This is a genomic window from Cupriavidus malaysiensis, assembly GCF_001854325.1.
Classification (GTDB): domain Bacteria; phylum Pseudomonadota; class Gammaproteobacteria; order Burkholderiales; family Burkholderiaceae; genus Cupriavidus; species Cupriavidus malaysiensis.
In genome coordinates this window covers 3,304,485-3,319,050 of the sequence record NZ_CP017755.1, presented here as the reverse complement: position 1 = coordinate 3,319,050, position 14,566 = coordinate 3,304,485, and the positions used below count along the sequence as shown (strand labels likewise).

General features: G+C 69.4%; 13 protein-coding genes. 8 read left to right on the top strand and 5 right to left on the bottom strand.

From position 1 onward, the window contains the following. The first annotated feature begins 82 nt into the window (after positions 1-82). Positions 83-928, top strand: a complete 846-nt coding sequence (locus BKK80_RS34160) for a hypothetical protein (protein ID WP_071073068.1) — start codon at positions 83-85, stop codon at positions 926-928. Positions 929-1,042: 114 nt separating this feature from the next. On the opposite strand, the gene BKK80_RS34155 is transcribed toward BKK80_RS34160, so the two are convergent. Beyond that, on the bottom strand, positions 1,043-2,062 hold the full coding sequence (locus BKK80_RS34155) for a glycosyltransferase family 2 protein (RefSeq protein WP_236903885.1): 1,020 nt from the start codon (positions 2,060-2,062) through the stop codon (positions 1,043-1,045). A gap of 482 nt (positions 2,063-2,544) precedes the next feature. Between BKK80_RS34155 and BKK80_RS34150 the strand changes: the two genes are divergently transcribed. Next, complete coding sequence (locus BKK80_RS34150) at positions 2,545-3,018, top strand: PRC-barrel domain-containing protein (protein ID WP_084545878.1); 474 nt, start codon at positions 2,545-2,547, stop codon at positions 3,016-3,018. Between the two features lie 197 nt (positions 3,019-3,215). On the opposite strand, the gene BKK80_RS34145 is transcribed toward BKK80_RS34150, so the two are convergent. Continuing rightward, positions 3,216-3,524: a hypothetical protein gene (locus BKK80_RS34145; RefSeq protein WP_084545936.1), complete on the bottom strand. Its 309-nt coding sequence runs from the start codon at positions 3,522-3,524 to the stop codon at positions 3,216-3,218. A gap of 378 nt (positions 3,525-3,902) precedes the next feature. Here BKK80_RS34145 and ku point away from each other — a divergent pair, with 378 nt between their 5' ends. The 6 genes from ku (at position 3,903) to BKK80_RS36870 (ending at position 9,706) form a co-directional block, all read left to right on the top strand. After that, positions 3,903-4,787, top strand: a complete 885-nt coding sequence (ku, locus tag BKK80_RS34140) for a non-homologous end joining protein Ku (RefSeq protein WP_071073064.1) — start codon at positions 3,903-3,905, stop codon at positions 4,785-4,787. A gap of 48 nt (positions 4,788-4,835) precedes the next feature. Continuing rightward, positions 4,836-5,645: a tetratricopeptide repeat protein gene (locus tag BKK80_RS34135; RefSeq protein WP_071073062.1), complete on the top strand. Its 810-nt coding sequence runs from the start codon at positions 4,836-4,838 to the stop codon at positions 5,643-5,645. Positions 5,646-6,076: 431 nt separating this feature from the next. Next, positions 6,077-6,469 carry a PRC-barrel domain-containing protein gene (locus BKK80_RS34130; protein WP_071073059.1) on the top strand — a complete coding sequence of 131 codons (393 nt, stop codon included), beginning with the start codon at positions 6,077-6,079 and terminating at the stop codon, positions 6,467-6,469. A 32-nt stretch (positions 6,470-6,501) separates the two neighbouring features. After that, positions 6,502-8,937 (top strand): FAD-dependent oxidoreductase, encoded by a 2,436-nt coding sequence (locus BKK80_RS34125; protein ID WP_205683733.1) that lies wholly within the window; start codon positions 6,502-6,504, stop codon positions 8,935-8,937. 151 nt (positions 8,938-9,088) lie between these two features. Next, entirely contained in the window at positions 9,089-9,538 is a 450-nt protein-coding gene (locus tag BKK80_RS34120; protein WP_157903395.1) for a hypothetical protein, read from the top strand. Positions 9,539-9,541: 3 nt separating this feature from the next. Beyond that, entirely contained in the window at positions 9,542-9,706 is a 165-nt protein-coding gene (locus tag BKK80_RS36870; protein WP_157903394.1) for a hypothetical protein, read from the top strand. 231 nt (positions 9,707-9,937) lie between these two features. Here the strand turns inward: BKK80_RS36870 and BKK80_RS34115 are convergent, their stop codons facing one another. The 3 genes from BKK80_RS34115 to BKK80_RS34105 all read right to left on the bottom strand — a co-directional run bounded on the left by BKK80_RS34115 (position 9,938) and on the right by BKK80_RS34105 (position 14,553). After that, on the bottom strand, positions 9,938-10,309 hold the full coding sequence (locus BKK80_RS34115) for a PHA-granule associated protein 4 (RefSeq protein ID WP_071073557.1): 372 nt from the start codon (positions 10,307-10,309) through the stop codon (positions 9,938-9,940). A gap of 683 nt (positions 10,310-10,992) precedes the next feature. After that, positions 10,993-12,525, bottom strand: a complete 1,533-nt coding sequence (locus tag BKK80_RS34110; RefSeq protein WP_084545877.1) for an efflux transporter outer membrane subunit — start codon at positions 12,523-12,525, stop codon at positions 10,993-10,995. 63 nt (positions 12,526-12,588) lie between these two features. Further along, positions 12,589-14,553, bottom strand: a complete 1,965-nt coding sequence (locus tag BKK80_RS34105; protein ID WP_071022005.1) for a glycosyltransferase — start codon at positions 14,551-14,553, stop codon at positions 12,589-12,591. Between the last annotated feature and the right edge of the window lie 13 nt (positions 14,554-14,566).

Here is a 14,566-nt window from a genome sequence, read left to right as displayed (position 1 = left end):
GATCGTCGCGCCTGCCGGCCGGGCAACGGAGGCCGGCGGCCCTGCGCGCCCGCTACCTGCCCGGAGCAAACCTGCAAGCGTGATGCCCACATCCCACAACCATGCGCCGCCGCCCAGCGTGCGCGAGCCTGCCGGCCTGCCGGTGTCCGGCGATGACCTGGCGCGGCTGCTGGAGCAGATCGCGCATGACCTGCGCTCTTCCGTCAACGTCACCCAGACCTGGTGCTACCTGCTCGAACAGGCGGGCGGCAACCAGGCCCTTGCGCGTGCCAGCGGGGCGCTGCGTGGTGCGATTCAGCAGCAGGTCGACCTGGCCGTGGATATCGAAGCCCTGGCCTGCCTGATGGCGGGCCGCCGGGCGGCGCCAGCGGCGCCGTTCGATATGGCCTGCGTGCTGGCCGGTGCCGTGGCCGAGGCCCGCCACGCCGCCGCGCGGCACGGAGTGGCGATCGAGGTGGCCGGCGCCGAGGACGGGGAGGGTGCGGCAGGCGGGCAAAGCGGCCTCGCCGGCACGGTCGCGTGGCCGCGGGAATGGGCCGACGCGCTGGCGCGGCATTTCGTGCGCTTCGCGGCTGCCGGAGCCGGCGTGGATACCACGCTGCGGATCCGCGCGCAGATCCGCGGCGCCGATCTCGTACTGCGCGCGGAAATCCAGCCCGGCGTGGGCGCCAGCCATTGCGCCGCGTGGTGCGAGGGGGTGGCGCGCTTTTTCCAGCGCGAGGCACAGCAGACCGCGCGCAGGGAGCGCGAAGGCATCAGCGCGCTGGTGCTGCGGATGCTGGTGGAGGCGGGCCGCCAATCCATCGCCTGCACGGTGGAAGCCGGCGTGGTGGTGCTGGCCGTGACCGTGCCGCGCCAGGCGGCGCTCGCGGCTGCCCCCGCCAGGTCGAGCGAGCGTTGCCCGCCGCGCAAGGCCGCCGGCCGCTGAAGCCACCGAAGCCGAAGCCGAAGCCGAAGGCGCCGAAGCGTTCGCACAGCCCGCTGTGCGGCCTGCCGGGCGCGGGCGCCGTGCCGCGGCGCAGGGGCGGTCGCTCAGCGTCGCTCAGCGCGCCACCAGTTGCTGCATGGCCAGCACGCGTGGTGGCACCACGCGCCGCTCGCGCAACACCCAGGGCACGCCCCGCAGCAGGTCGCGGCAGGCGGCCCAGCCGCCTTGGCGCCATAGCTCGGGCAGGCCGTGCAGGCTGGCGCTCGCGGCCTGGAAAGCCGGCAGGCGCAACCAGGCGCACCAGATGGCGTTGCGCAAGGTGAGCTGGTGGCGGCGCTCGCTTTCGCGTAACGGGCTCGGATGGTGGTGGACTACCAGCTCCGGCACATAGACCATCGTCCAGCCGAGGACGGCAAGGTCGAGGGAAAGCAGGCTTTCCTCGCTGCCGATGAAGAAGCGCGGATGGTAGCCATGTGCCTGCTGGAAGGCCTCGCGGCGGAAGACGGTGGCGCCCGCCATCAGACCGAGTATGGCGCGCCCGGGCAGGCCTACCGAGGACAGCGGGCTGCAGCCCATGCGCACGCAGGTCGGATCGTCGCGGCATTCCGGGCCCACCAGCACGCGCGCGCTCAGGGCGCCGATGGTGGGGTGGCGCTCGAGCAGTGCGACCGAGAGCGCAAGGGAACCGGGGTGCCACCAGGTGTCGTCGTCGCAGAACGCGACGTAGGGCGTGCAGGCAGCGGCCGCGCCGAGGTTGCGGCCCGCCGCGCCCAGGTTGGCCGGGGCGCGCAGCAGCGACACCTGCGGGAAGTCCGCGGCGAGCATCGCCACGGTGGCGTCGGAGGAGGCGTTGTCCACCACCACGATGGGCGGTCGCTCCGGCAACTCGGTCAATTGCCGCAGGGTGTGGCGCAAGGCGTCGCAGCGGTTATGGGTCAGCACCACCACACTGATCCTGCAGGGCGGGCCGGGGTCGTCATGGGTGGCGTCGTGGGTGGCGTCATGGGTGGTGCCATGGGTGGCGTCATCGGTGGCGTCATGGGCGGCGGCCCGCCGGCGAGGAGGGCGCGCGCCGGCCATTTGCGCCGGGCGTCCGCTGCGGCCGCCGGTCGCGTGGCGTAGGGAATGTGGCATGGCTGGCGTGACGGGACAGCGCCCGTACCGGAGTGGGAGACCCCCGCCAACGCGCAAGGTTCAGGCCAGGCGCGGGCCAGGGCTTCCGCCTGCAGCGGCGAACGGTACTCCGGGCCGCTTTTTCACCCCTTGCGCCATCCATCGGCGAGGCCGGCGGGTCCCTGTGCCCTGTGCCAAGGCGAGCGCGGTCCCGCGGCGTGCCGTTGTCGGCGGCTGGCGAGATCGCAGCCGGGGCAGAGCCATGAGGGGGCCATGAGGAAGGCGGTGAGGAAGCCGGTGAGGAAGCCGAGGGGCGCGGTAAAAATCTCCGCACCGGCGTGGAAGAATTGCAGGCGCCTGTCTTGCCGGTATCGCCGCAGACGCCCCGCCGCCCTGGCCCCGCTGGCACAAGCGGGATGGCACATAGCTTGCGGCGGACGTCACGCAGGGCCGCCGGGCCGGCGTCGGACGATGCCGGGACGGTCCGCAGCAAGGAGAGGAAGATGACGCAACACGATCCAACCAATGTGCCCGGCGCTCCCGGTGCAGCGATTCGAGATCCAGCCAATGTGCCCGGCGCCTCCGGTGCAGAGATTACGGGCAGCGGAGTGGGCGAAGGTCCTGGCCCGGACGTGATGGCGGCCTCCACGCTGGAAGGCAACAAGGTCTACGCCAGCGATGGGGTCGATATCGGCAGCATTGCCGAGATCATGCTGGATGTGCGTAGCGGGCGCATCGCCTATGCGGTGCTTTCGACCGGCGGCTTCCTCGGCATCGGCGACAAGCTGCACGCCTTGCCCTGGAGCTCGCTGACGCTGGATACGGATGCGAAGTGCTTCCGCATCCATCAGCCATCCGAAGCCATCAAGAACGCACCGGGCTTCGACAAGAACCACTGGCCGGCCATGGCACAGTCGGAATGGGGACTGGCCGTGCATGCCTACTATGGCGAGCGGCCTTATTGGATCAACGAATAGCCGGCAAGGGCCGGCAAGGGACCTCCGCTGCGGCTTGCAGGCGACGATGCCGCTCCGACCGCCCGCGGCGCCACAGCGGAGGCATGCACCCCCGACGCCTGCCTCACCGCCGCCTCACGCGGCGGCCGGCAATCCGGAATCTCCGCGGAATCACCGGCCGCGCCGTTCACGCGCCGCCCGCACAGCCGGCGTAAGACTCAGTCGCGGTCGCGCAGGCCGTGATGCTCTTCGTGTTCCTCATGCCAGCGGTGGCGCCTCCACTCCTCGCGTTCCCACCAGCGGCTGCCGTCCCAATAGCGATCGCCGTGCCAGCCGATGATCACGGTCGGCTCCGGCCGCACCACCACCGGCGGCTGTTCATAGACTGGCGGCGCTGGCGCCGGCGCCGGCTCGACGTAGACGGGAGCCCCCGGCGCGACGTAGACGCGTTCCTCTGCAAGCGCGGCTGCGGAGGCAGCTCCCGCGAGCACCCCGAGGGCGAGGCAAATTGCGTAGTGTCGGGACATGATCATCCTCATAGAAGGAGACTGGGTACCTTGAATCTACAGCGGCAGGTTTGCGCTCTCCCTGCTGCGCAGGCTGAAAGGCCTGTCCGTCTTTGTCCGATTTCGCTTGCGGGCCGCCATCGTCGATCCGTATCGGTTCGCCCCGGCATTCCATTGCTTGCGCGCTGGCGGATGGGCGGGCGCTGCCTGCGTGGAGACCGCAATGGAGACCGGCAGCCCGCCTCAACCGCGGTTCGTCTTCCAGGGGATCTTTCAGGGACATGGAGACCACGCCATCCGGGCAGCGGGGGAATGTGATGCGGCAGGCTTGGCGACGCAGCAGGTTGGCGGAGAACTTGCAGGAAGTGCTACCGTGAAACAGTTCACTGGAGCACTGCCATGGCCGCTCGTTCGATGGCTTCATTGTCCCTGACCTTCGGTCTCGTTTCGATCCCCGTGAATGTCTACTCCGCCACGGAATCGAAGGATGCCGTCTCCTTCCACCTGCTTCACAAGGGCTGCGGATCGCGACTGAAGCAACAGTACGTCTGCCTGCGGGAGGACGTCGTGGTAGAGCGCGACCAGATGGTCAAGGGCTATGAGTTCGACAAGGGCCGCTACGTGATCTTCGAGCCGGACGAATTGAAGGCGCTCGAAGACTCGGCGCGGCATACCGTCGACATCGTTGCGTTCCTGCCGGTGGGCACTGTCGACCCGATCTTCTACGAGAAGGCCTACTACCTGGGGCCGGACAAGCGTGGCGCCAAGCCGTATTCCCTGCTTGCCGAGGCCATGCGGAAGACCGGCATGTGCGCCCTGGCAACCTGGGTGTGGAAGGGCAAGCAGTACATGGTCCAGATCCGGCCCGCCGGCGGCGGCCTGGTGCTGCAGCAGCTGTACTACGCCAACGAGATCCGGGAGATCGCCGACCTTCACATCGAGCAGATGGAGGTCGCCCCGGCCGAGCTGAAGCTGGCCGAGCAGCTGATCGGGCAGAACGCGGTGGAGGGCTACGACCCGGGGGCCTACGAGGATGAGGAGAAGAAGCGCATCCTGGCCGCGATCGACAAGAAGATTGCCGGCAAGAAGATCACCGTGTCGGAAGAGACGCCCCGATCTGCCGGCGCCGAAGTGATCGACCTGATGGGGGCGCTGCGCGCGAGCCTCGCGCGCAAGCGTCCGGAGGCGGGGAAGGCAGCGGCGCCGGCCGAGCGCAAGGGCGCGAAGCGGGCGGCCGCACCGTCGCCTGTGCCTGCGCGCAGCCGGCGCGCCGCGAAGAAGTAGGGCAAGCCAGTAGTGCAAGCCAGTAGTGCAAGCAAGTAGTGGAAGACGATGCAGACATACAGCCTGCGCGACATCGAGCGCCTGCTCGGTATCAAGCGTTCCTTGGCCGCGGGCCTGATCCGCGCGGGGATCCTGGCGCCTGAGCGCGGAGCCCGGGGGGAGTGGCGCTTCTCGTTTCAGGACATGGTGCTGCTACGCACCGCACACTCCTTGCGCGATTCGCACATTCCGCGCCGCCGGGTCATCCGGGCGCTGAAGCGGTTACACGAACTGCGCAGCGACCGGCCGCTCAGTGGCCTGCGCCTCGCCGCCGTGGGCAGCCATCTGGCCGTCAGGGAGCCCCATGGCGTATGGCACGCGGACACCGGGCAGTTCCTGATGGACTTCGAACCCGACCTCATGGCGCCGGAGGTTCGCGATATGCCGAAGCCCGCGGCGGCGGCAAGCGACGATGCCGTACGTTGGTTCGAGGCCGGCCGCGCGGCGGAGCCGCTGAACCCGGCCGACGCGCAGACGGCGTACCGTCGCGCGATTGCCGAGGCACCCGGCTATCTGGACGCGTACCTCAACCTGGGATGCCTGCTGTGCGATGCCGGCCACCATGGCGAGGCCGTCGAACTCTATCGGGACGCGCTGGTCCGCCTCGGTGACGTGCCGCACGTGTACTTCAACCTGGCGGTGGCGCTGGAGGACCTGGGCCGCGACGCGGAAGCACTATCCGCCTATCACCGGTGTATCGGACTCGCTCCCGACTTCGCCGACGCCCATTTCAACGTGGCCCGGCTGCATCAGGCGCTTGGCGATGCCCATCGCGCCATCCGGCATTTCAACCAGTATCGCAGGCTGGAATCGACGTAGCCGGGCCCGAGCTGTTGCGATGATTGCCGATCGGCCGGTCGCCAACGGTTGCCAGCGATGGCCAGCGATGGCCGGTTATTGCCAGGTCCCGGGGAGCGTGGGGCGATCGCCGTGCGAAGCCCATCTCCGCGGCCGCCGCTCCCGCACGCCAGCCCGTCGCGCACGCAGGGGCCGGCGCCTCCCGCAAACCACGCATTCCGGACGCCGCCGAAAGGCAAGGGCGGGCCTACCATCGCTGGAAGAGTCAGAGTCGTGCGTGGCGTGCTGCCACGCGATGCCGTGGACGGTGCCCTGGCCGCAGGGGAGGTGGGGCCGCGCCATCATGAATCCGTCCACCGTGCGGTGCGCATCGCGCGCCGCGAAAGCCCGGTCCGCGGCGGCCGGTGAGTTTTGCGTGCGATCGTGCGCCCACGCTACAGGGAGGAGTCGTGATGAAACGAGCAATCACCACAGCATGCGCCGTGGTCAGCCTGGCCTATGCCTTCCAGGCCCCGGCCCAAGTGGCAGGCCAGACCCAACTCGGTGTCTCGGTCACGGAACTCGAGACCGTCATCCGCGGCGTCAGCGTGAAACGGCAGGTTCTGGGCAAGCCGGTCTACAACGAAGCGGACCAGAAGGTCGGCAGCGTGGTCGACCTGATCGTCGCACCGGACAAGGCCGTGTCTTTCGCCATCGTCGGCGCGGGCGGTTTCGTCGGGCTGGGGCGTCACGACGTCGCGATCCCTGTCAGCCAGTTCAAGTTCGAACAGAAGAAGATCGTGCTGCCCGGTGCGACCAAGGATGCCGTCAAGGCGCTTCCGCCCTTCGACTACGCCAAGAAATAGCCCCGCGATGACCCGCCGCGGGTGTCGATCCATTGCATGCCGATGGGGTCGCGACCGTCCATTACGGGCGTCGCGCACGATGGCGGCCGCGCCATCGGATCTGCGCAGGCCGCACGCCACGCGAAGGGGGCGGCATGAGCCCTGACAGCCCTCCCGCGTCCCAGGCGGCCGACTTCCTGCTGCTGGGCGGCGGGCTCGCCAGTGCCACCGCGGCCGAGACGCTGCGCCAGGAAGGCGCGCAAGGCTCCATTGTCATCGTGAGCGCGGAAGACCGCCTGCCTTACCATCGACCGCCGCTGTCCGGACGCATATTGAAGAGCCTGGAGCCATCGGAACCGTCGCTGGTGCTGAAGGAGGACGACTATCGCGCATGGGGTATCGAGGTGCTGCGCGGCGTACGCGCGATCGAGGTCCATCCCGAGGACCACCTGGTCGCCACCGACCGCGCAGGCACGGTCCGCTATGGCAAGCTGTTGATCGCCACCGGCGCGGCACCCGTGCGGCTGGAACTGCCTGGCGCCGCGCTGGGGGGCATCCATTACCTGCGCACCGTCGATGACGCCAACGGCATCCATGAGGCCGCGCGCACCGGCAGGCGGGTGGTCGTCGTCGGGGCCAGCTTCATCGGCATGGAAGTCTCTTCGGCGCTACGGCAGCGCGGGCTGGAGGTCCATCTCGTGGCGGGCGCACCGGGGGTGTTCGCGCCACTGCGGGAACCCGCCATCGGGGACTTCTTCTCCACCCTCTATGCCGAGCATGGGGTCGACGTCGTGCGCAGCAGGATCGCCGGCTTCGAGGGCGAGGCGGCCGTCGAGGCCGTCCTGCTGGAGAACGGCAGGCGGCTGCCCTGCGACTTCGTCGTGGTAGGCGTCGGCGTGCGTCCCGATCTCGACTTCCTGCGCGGCAGCGGCCTCACGGTGGACGACGGCATCGTGGTCGACCGCCACCTGCGGACCAGTGCCGCGGATGTGTACGCCGCGGGCGACGTCGCCAGTTTCTTCGACCCCGTTTTCAACCTGCGCCGGCGCATCGAGCATTGGGACAATGCGGTCAAGCAAGGCCGGCTGGCCGCTCGCAACATGCTCGGGCAGGGCTTGCCCTACGACGAGGTTTCCAGCTTCTTCTGCCAGGTCTTCGACGTCGGTTTCCAGTTCGTTGGCCGTGCCCGCGGCGCCCCCGAGCGTCGTGCCATGGGTTCGCCGCAAACGCATTCATGGGCCTTGCTGTACCTGAAGGACTCGGTGCCGAGGGCCCTCTTCACCATGGGGCGCCCGGCGCTCGAGACCGCGGCGATACAGAGCCTGATCCGCTTCCGCACCAATATCGAGCGCTTCGAACCGAAGCTCGACCAGGCGGGTTTCGTGTTCACCGACATTCCGGTGCAGAACGTGCTGGTACTGCAGGGAGGCGGCGCGCTGGGTGCGTTCGAATGCGGCGTGGTCAGAGCGCTCGAGGAGGGCGCCGTCTATCCGGATATCGTCGCTGGCGTGTCGATCGGGGCCATCAACGGCGCGATCATAGCGACCCATCCCAGGCACGCGGCGCAGGCGCTGGAGTCGTTCTGGCGAGATCTGGCCGTGGTGTCCCCCGCCGTGGGCAACGAGCCGGTGCGGCGGCTGCTGAGTTCGATGCTCGTCATGCTGTTCGGTGTGCCCCGGCTGTTCACGCCGCGATGGTATGCACCGTGGGCTTCGTCGACGCCTGGCCACCTGGTCCCGTGGACCTCGTTCTACGACTTTGCGCCGGCGCGGCGGCTGCTCGAGCAGTATGTCGATTTCGCTGCGCTCAAGGCAAGTCCGGTTCGCCTGCTGGCGAGCGCCGTCAATGTGGAAACGGCACAGCTAGAGATCTTCGATAGCTATGTCAACGACTTCACCGTCGACCACCTGCTCGCCAGCGGCAGCCTTCCGCCCGGCCTTCCGTGGACGACCATCGGCGACAAGCACTACTGGGATGGCGGCATCGTCAGCAATTCGCCGCTCGACCAGGTGGTCGAGCGATGCGGCGCGGCCGGCAAGCGGGTGGTGGTGGTGGACCTGTTTGCAAGCAACAAGCCGCTGCCCGTGAACCTGATGGAAGTGCTTGCCAGGCGCGACGAGATCGTGTTTGCCGAGCGGATACGCCGGGCCGGCGTCGAGCACGGCCTGCTGCGCGATGCGAGAAAGCTGGTGGAGGGCATTCTCTCGGTGGTCGATGCCGCCACCGCGGCACAGATCCGCCAGCTGCCGCCGTATGTGAACGTCATGGGCGCACCGGAGGCGCCGACCATTACGCGCATTGTCAGGGAAGCCGCGATGGAGCAGCCGATCACGGGCGATTTCGACTTCTCGCTGAAATCCATCGGCATGCATATCGAGGCGGGGCTCGAAGCGGGAAGGAAGGCGCTGCAAGGCCCGCAGGAGCCAGGGGCCGCCACGGCACGGGCCGACGGCGATGCCTTGCCGGTGCCGCCGGGCATGCCGCACTAAGATGCCGCACTAAGCCGCACTAAGCCGCACGCTTGTCCGGAATGCGTGTGTTCCGTACCGGCTCGGAGCGCCGACAAGCGCTGACGCCTGCATCGGCGCCCCCTATGCTGGAGTCCCGGGTGTTCACTGAGCTTTTCACTGAGACTGAGGCTTGATTCCCATGATCGTCATCTCTATCCATGCCGCCTCGGGCGGGCGAGTCAACATACCAACCCGCGAGGCCGGCGCGGAAGCGAGGCCGGTGCGCGCGGGAGACTTCGCGATCGTGCGTTCGCTCGACGGCGGCGTGGAGTATGTCGTCCACCTGAGCGCCGCCGCCGGTCCGCAATGCTGGCGCGGCACCGTCGTCGCCATCGACAGGGAAGGACAGCCGGCGCTGGGCGGCCACGGGCCGGAGCTGGACGACGTGGTCGAACTCGATCAGTCCGAGATGGGGGTCGTGATCCGCGGCCAGCGGACGCCGCAGCGCAAGCGCTTCTGGCATCGCTGCCAGGCGGCCGTACGCGCGCTGTCCGAAGGCCGTCGGGGCCGCCGGCATCTCGGCGGCGAGCCGCTTGCCGGCGTCGATTCCCTGGATCCCGTTGACCCGGGCGAGGCGTAGACCATGCGGACCAGCGCGCGTCATCGCTTCAAGCTGCCCCACCATGGCATCCGCTATTACGGATGGCTCGCCGCGATGGTGGTGGCCGCCGGGCTCGCCTATGGGATAGCGGCCGCGCTGGCCCCGCTGCTCGGATGGGTGGCGACGCTGCCGGTGGGGGCCGGATGACGCCCCCGGCGCCGGTGCCGCACGCCGAGCCGGCGCGCGCTTCGGCTCGCCCTGGCAGTCACGTCGTGTCCGGCCTTCGCCTGCGGATATCGCGGTCCGGCTAGCCATGCAGCGTTGCCGCCAGGCGACCCGGTGCGCCACCCATGCCAGGCGGCGCGACGCCCTGCGGGGCATCGCCCCCTCGCGCCGTCGGCGAAGCAGGCGGAGAAGCAGGCGAAGGGAGGCGATGCGCTATTCCCAGACCAGGGTCGTTTCCCTCAGCAGGCGGCCGGCGAGGATGTAGTCGCCGTAGCGGATCGCCAGCGCCTCGAGCTCGCTGAGGCTCTGCTCCGGGAGCATCGCCAGGTCGAACAGGCAATACAGGTGCCGCTGCCGGAAGGTGACTTTCGGCGCCCTCAGGCCGCGCACGAGCGCTTCGGGACTGCGCACGGCAATATGCTCGATGGTGCGGTACTGGACCCTGATACCGTATTTCTCGCCGAGACTCTGCAGCTCGAGCGCGTCTTGCCAGGCACTCTCGTAATCGAGATCGAGCGTGCCGATCACTCTCGAGTTGATGTGCTGAATCGCATTGGATCGACTGCGGGCGACAAAGACTGGCATCACGAACCTCGTCATCGGTGACATGTCAAGGAAAGAGTCCAGGAACCAGGCGCCGCCGGGCTCGCGCAGCCACGGCACGGCAGATGGCCACGGTGACATGGGCCATGCCCCGGAACGGGACCGGCCGCGCTACGGCAAACGTCAGGCGACAGGGCTTGGGAGCCGATCGGTCTGGATACGGCGACGATCGGCTACGCACAGACTCGTGATTACGCCACGGCAATGACCTGCGTGTGACGGGGGGGAAAGGCCGGCTGCGGCGCGGACGGGCGCAGGCAAGGCTAGCCTTCATGGGATTCGCGGGCGCGGAGGCTGCCGGGGAGCGCTCGCACGTCGATGCCGGCGAGGCGGGTGGGAAGCCGGACCGGACGGCATGCGGCCCTGCTGTCGGGGGTAGGGATCATGAGGCAATTCGGTCCGAGGTGGCTGTCTCATCGAGAGCATACCGGCCGATGGGGAAACTGATGAGGGGTAAGCCGATGTCCGGAATGCGACCATTGCGGGCCATGACGCTGCAAGCCCCTCGCCGCCCCTTGCCGCTCCTTGTCGTCGCTCCTTGTCTCCGCTCCTTGTCTCGGCGCGTGTGCGAATCAGACGGCGACGGGCGGCGGTGATCGCGGGCCGCGCAGGCCCGCGGCCACGCTCACCGCAGCACGCGGGATGGCGGGCGCAAGCCCGTGCGCTCAATCCGTGCCCGGCGCGGCACCGGCGGCAGCGGCGGCGGCCGGCCGTGCGCCGGCCGTGCCGGCGGCGCCGTCCGCGTCGCGCCAGCCCCCGCCCAGGGCCTTGTAGAGCGAGACCTCGCTGTCGAGCCGTGCCAGGCGATAGGCGACCAGCTGCTGCTGCGCCGAGTAGAGCTGGCGCTGCGCATCGAAGACGCTGAAGTAGTCGTCGACGCCGTTGCGGAAGCGCATGCGCGACAGCCTCTCGGTTTCGCGGATTTCCTCGATCATCGTGCGCTGCGCCTGGATCTGCCGGTCGTAGGTGCCGGTGGCGGCCATGCTGTCGGCGACTTCGCGGAACGCGGTCTGGATGGTCTTCTCGTAGTTGGCCACGTTGATGTCCTTGCGTACCTTGGCCAGGTCCAGGTTGGCCTGGTTGCGGCCGGCGTTGAAGATCGGCAGCGTCAGCTGCGGCGCGAAGACCCAGGCCAGGCCGCCGGAGAACAGGCCGGCCAGGCTGGTGCTGGCCACGCCGAGCGCGCCGGTCAGGGTGATGCTGGGAAAGAAGGCGGCGCGCGCCGCGCCGATATTGGCATTGGCGGCCTTGAGCTGGTGCTCGGCGGCGCGGATGTCGGGGCGCCGCTCGAGCAGGCTCGAGGGGAGTCCGGCGGGTACCTGGGCGAGCAGGTCGGGGCTGTCGAGCGCCGGCAACTGCTGCAGCCCGTCGGGCAGGGGGCCGCCGAGCAGCAGGGTCAGGGCGTTTTCATCCTGGGCGACCTGGCGCGTGTACTGCTCCACCCCGACCTGGGCGGTCTGCAGCTGGGTCTGGGCCCGGTGTTCGTCCAGCTTGGCCAGGGCGCCGGCGCGCTGCCCGCGCGACACCATCTCGGCGGCTTCCTGCTGGCTCTTCAGCGTGTCCTGCGACAGCGCCAGCAGCTCGCGGTCGGCCAGCAGCGTCAGGTAGGCATCCGCGACTTCGGCCACCAGCGTGATCTGCGCGCTGCGCCGCGCATCCTCGGTCGCCATGTACTGTTCCAGCGCCGCATGCTTGAGGCTGCGCACGCGGCCGAAGAAGTCGAGTTCATAGGCGGTGAAGCCGATGCCGGCGGTGAAGCTGTTGATCTGGGCGCCTTGCCCGGGGGCGCGCAGCCGCGGCGACACGCGCTGGCTGGTCAGGCCGGCATTGGCATCGATCTCGGGGAACTGCGCGGCGCGCTGCACCCGGTACAGGGCGCGCGCCTCATCGACGGCGAGGGCGGCGATGCGCAGGTCGCGATTGCCCGACAAAGCGCGTGAGATCAGTTCCTGCATCGACGGATCGACGAAGAACTCGCGCCATCCGACTTCCCCCAGCGTTGCCTGCGGCGCCGCCTGCGCGGCGCTGCCGGAGGCCGGCGCGTAGGCGGGGCCGCCGGGCCAGGCGGACGGGATCGGGGCATCCGGGCGATGGTAGGCAGGCTCCATGGTGCAGGCTGCCAGCGGCAGGGCGAGCGCGGCATACAGCCAGCGCGCGGCGGTGGGCGAGGGGCGGTTCTGTCGGGGCATGGGCGGCATCTGGAGAAGGGCGGATCGGAAGTGCTGGAGCATGGGCTTGCACCGGGGCGCGGCGGGGTGGCATCAGCCGGACAGCGCCCGCTGCAGCAGGCGCGAGATCGCCAGGCCGGGGCGGCCGGTGGTGGCGATGTTGAGGGCGGGTTCGCTGAACAGCAGGCGGATCAGGCTGTGGCGTGCCGCCCGGTCGGCATGCAGCGCGACACCGAGCAGCGTGCCCTGCCGGCGCACGATGCGGCAGGGAATCCAGCCGGTCTGGTGCAGCCAGAGCGCGCCCTCGGCCGGCACCGGCAGGACGGCCGCCGCCGGCGTCACCACGGCGGCGCCGTTGCAGGAGAGATTCTGCGTGCGCACGTCGTACTCCACGCCGCCGACGCGCAGCAGCGCACGCGCCGCGAAGGGGAAGCGCTCTTCCTTGCGCGGGCGCGGCAACTCGACGCAGACCAGCATCGAGGCCAGGTAGAGCGTCAGGGCGATGGCGGTCCAGGCGGTGTTGAAGGCCAGCCCGGGCGCGTCGGGGTCGGCGGCGAGGGCGTGCGCGAGTCCCAGCGCCGACACCAGCATCAGTCCCAGGTAGAGCGCGGCCAGCTTGCCGTGGATCACCAGGCGGGAGCGGTCGAGTCCCTTGTTGGTGACCTTGAACGGCCGGCCGAACGGCTTGAACAGCGCGCTGGCAAGCGAGACGGAGACGGCCAGCGCCGCCACGATCTGCGTGACCTCGGTGAAGATGGGCATGGCGCGGCAGCGCGTGATCCACACGCTGTAGGCCCAGTACGCGATCAGCGCCGGCGCGCCGTAGGCGAGGAACTGCAGCGGGTCGGCGGTGGACAGGGTCGGCACGTCGAAGTACCAGTACAGCAGCGGACCCGCCAGCAGCATCAGCGTGAAGGGGCGGCTCAGCCAATGCAGCAGGCCGTGGACATAGTGCAGGCGCTGCCGCCAGGTATAGCCGCGTCCGCGCAGCGGCCCGTCGCGGGTCAAGGCCACCTGGATGGTGCCGAGGCCCCAGCGGCTGCGCTGGCTGATGTACTCGGGCAGGCCTTCGGCGGACAGGCCGATGCTGAGCCGCTCGTTGAGCCAGCGCGTGACGTAGCCGAGCGGCAGCAGGCGGTAGGTCAGGTGGATGTCCTCGGTCACCGTGCCGGTCGGGAAGCCGCCGATGCGGCCCAGCAGGTCGCGCCGCACCACGAAGGAGGTGCCGATGCAGAAGGCCGTGCCCCAGGCATCCTTGGCCGGCTGCATGACGTCGAAGAACGCGCGCTGCTCGTCCACCCAGCATTCCTGCGAGCGCAGGTTGTACTGGATCGGGTCGGCGTTGTAGTAGAACTGCGGCGTCTGCACCACGCCGACCTCGGGATCGGAGAACAGGCCGATGGTGCGCAGCAGGATGTTGCGGTGGGGGGCGAAGTCGGCGTCGAGCACCAGGATATAGGGCGCGCCGCCCGCCTCCGCGCTCACGCCCAGGCCGTTGTTCAGGTTGCCGGCCTTGGCGTGCGTGTTGTCGGCGCGTGTCACGTAGTGCGCTCCCACCTCGGCGCAGAAGGCCTTGAGCCAGTCGCGCCGGGTGTCGTCCAGCACCCACACGCGGAAATCGGGGTAGTCGATGGCGAGCGCGGCGACGATGGTCTTCTCCAGGATCTCCAGCCCCTCGTTGTAGGTGGCGATGAAGATGTCCACGCGCGGCACCGTGCGCGCGCGCCGCAACGCGGCTTCGCCGGCGTCCGCCGCGCGCGAGTGGTCGCTGGTGCGGCTCAGCACGACGATGGAGAACAGCGTATAGGCCATCGTCATGGTCTCGAAGGCGAAGAACAGGTACCCCCAGAGGCTGGCGAAGTCCATGCGGAACTCGGGCAGGGTCTGGCTGGCGCGCCAGCCCAGGTAGGCCAGCAGCAGGACCGCGGTGACGGCGCCGAACAGGATGCGGTCGGCGCGCCGCTGCGGGCTGCCGAGCTGGCCCAGGCCGAGCACGGCCACCAGGACGCCCCCGTTGATCGCGACCAGGATCGGGTAGTCGAGGAAGAAGGAGAACATTGAGGTCAGCATC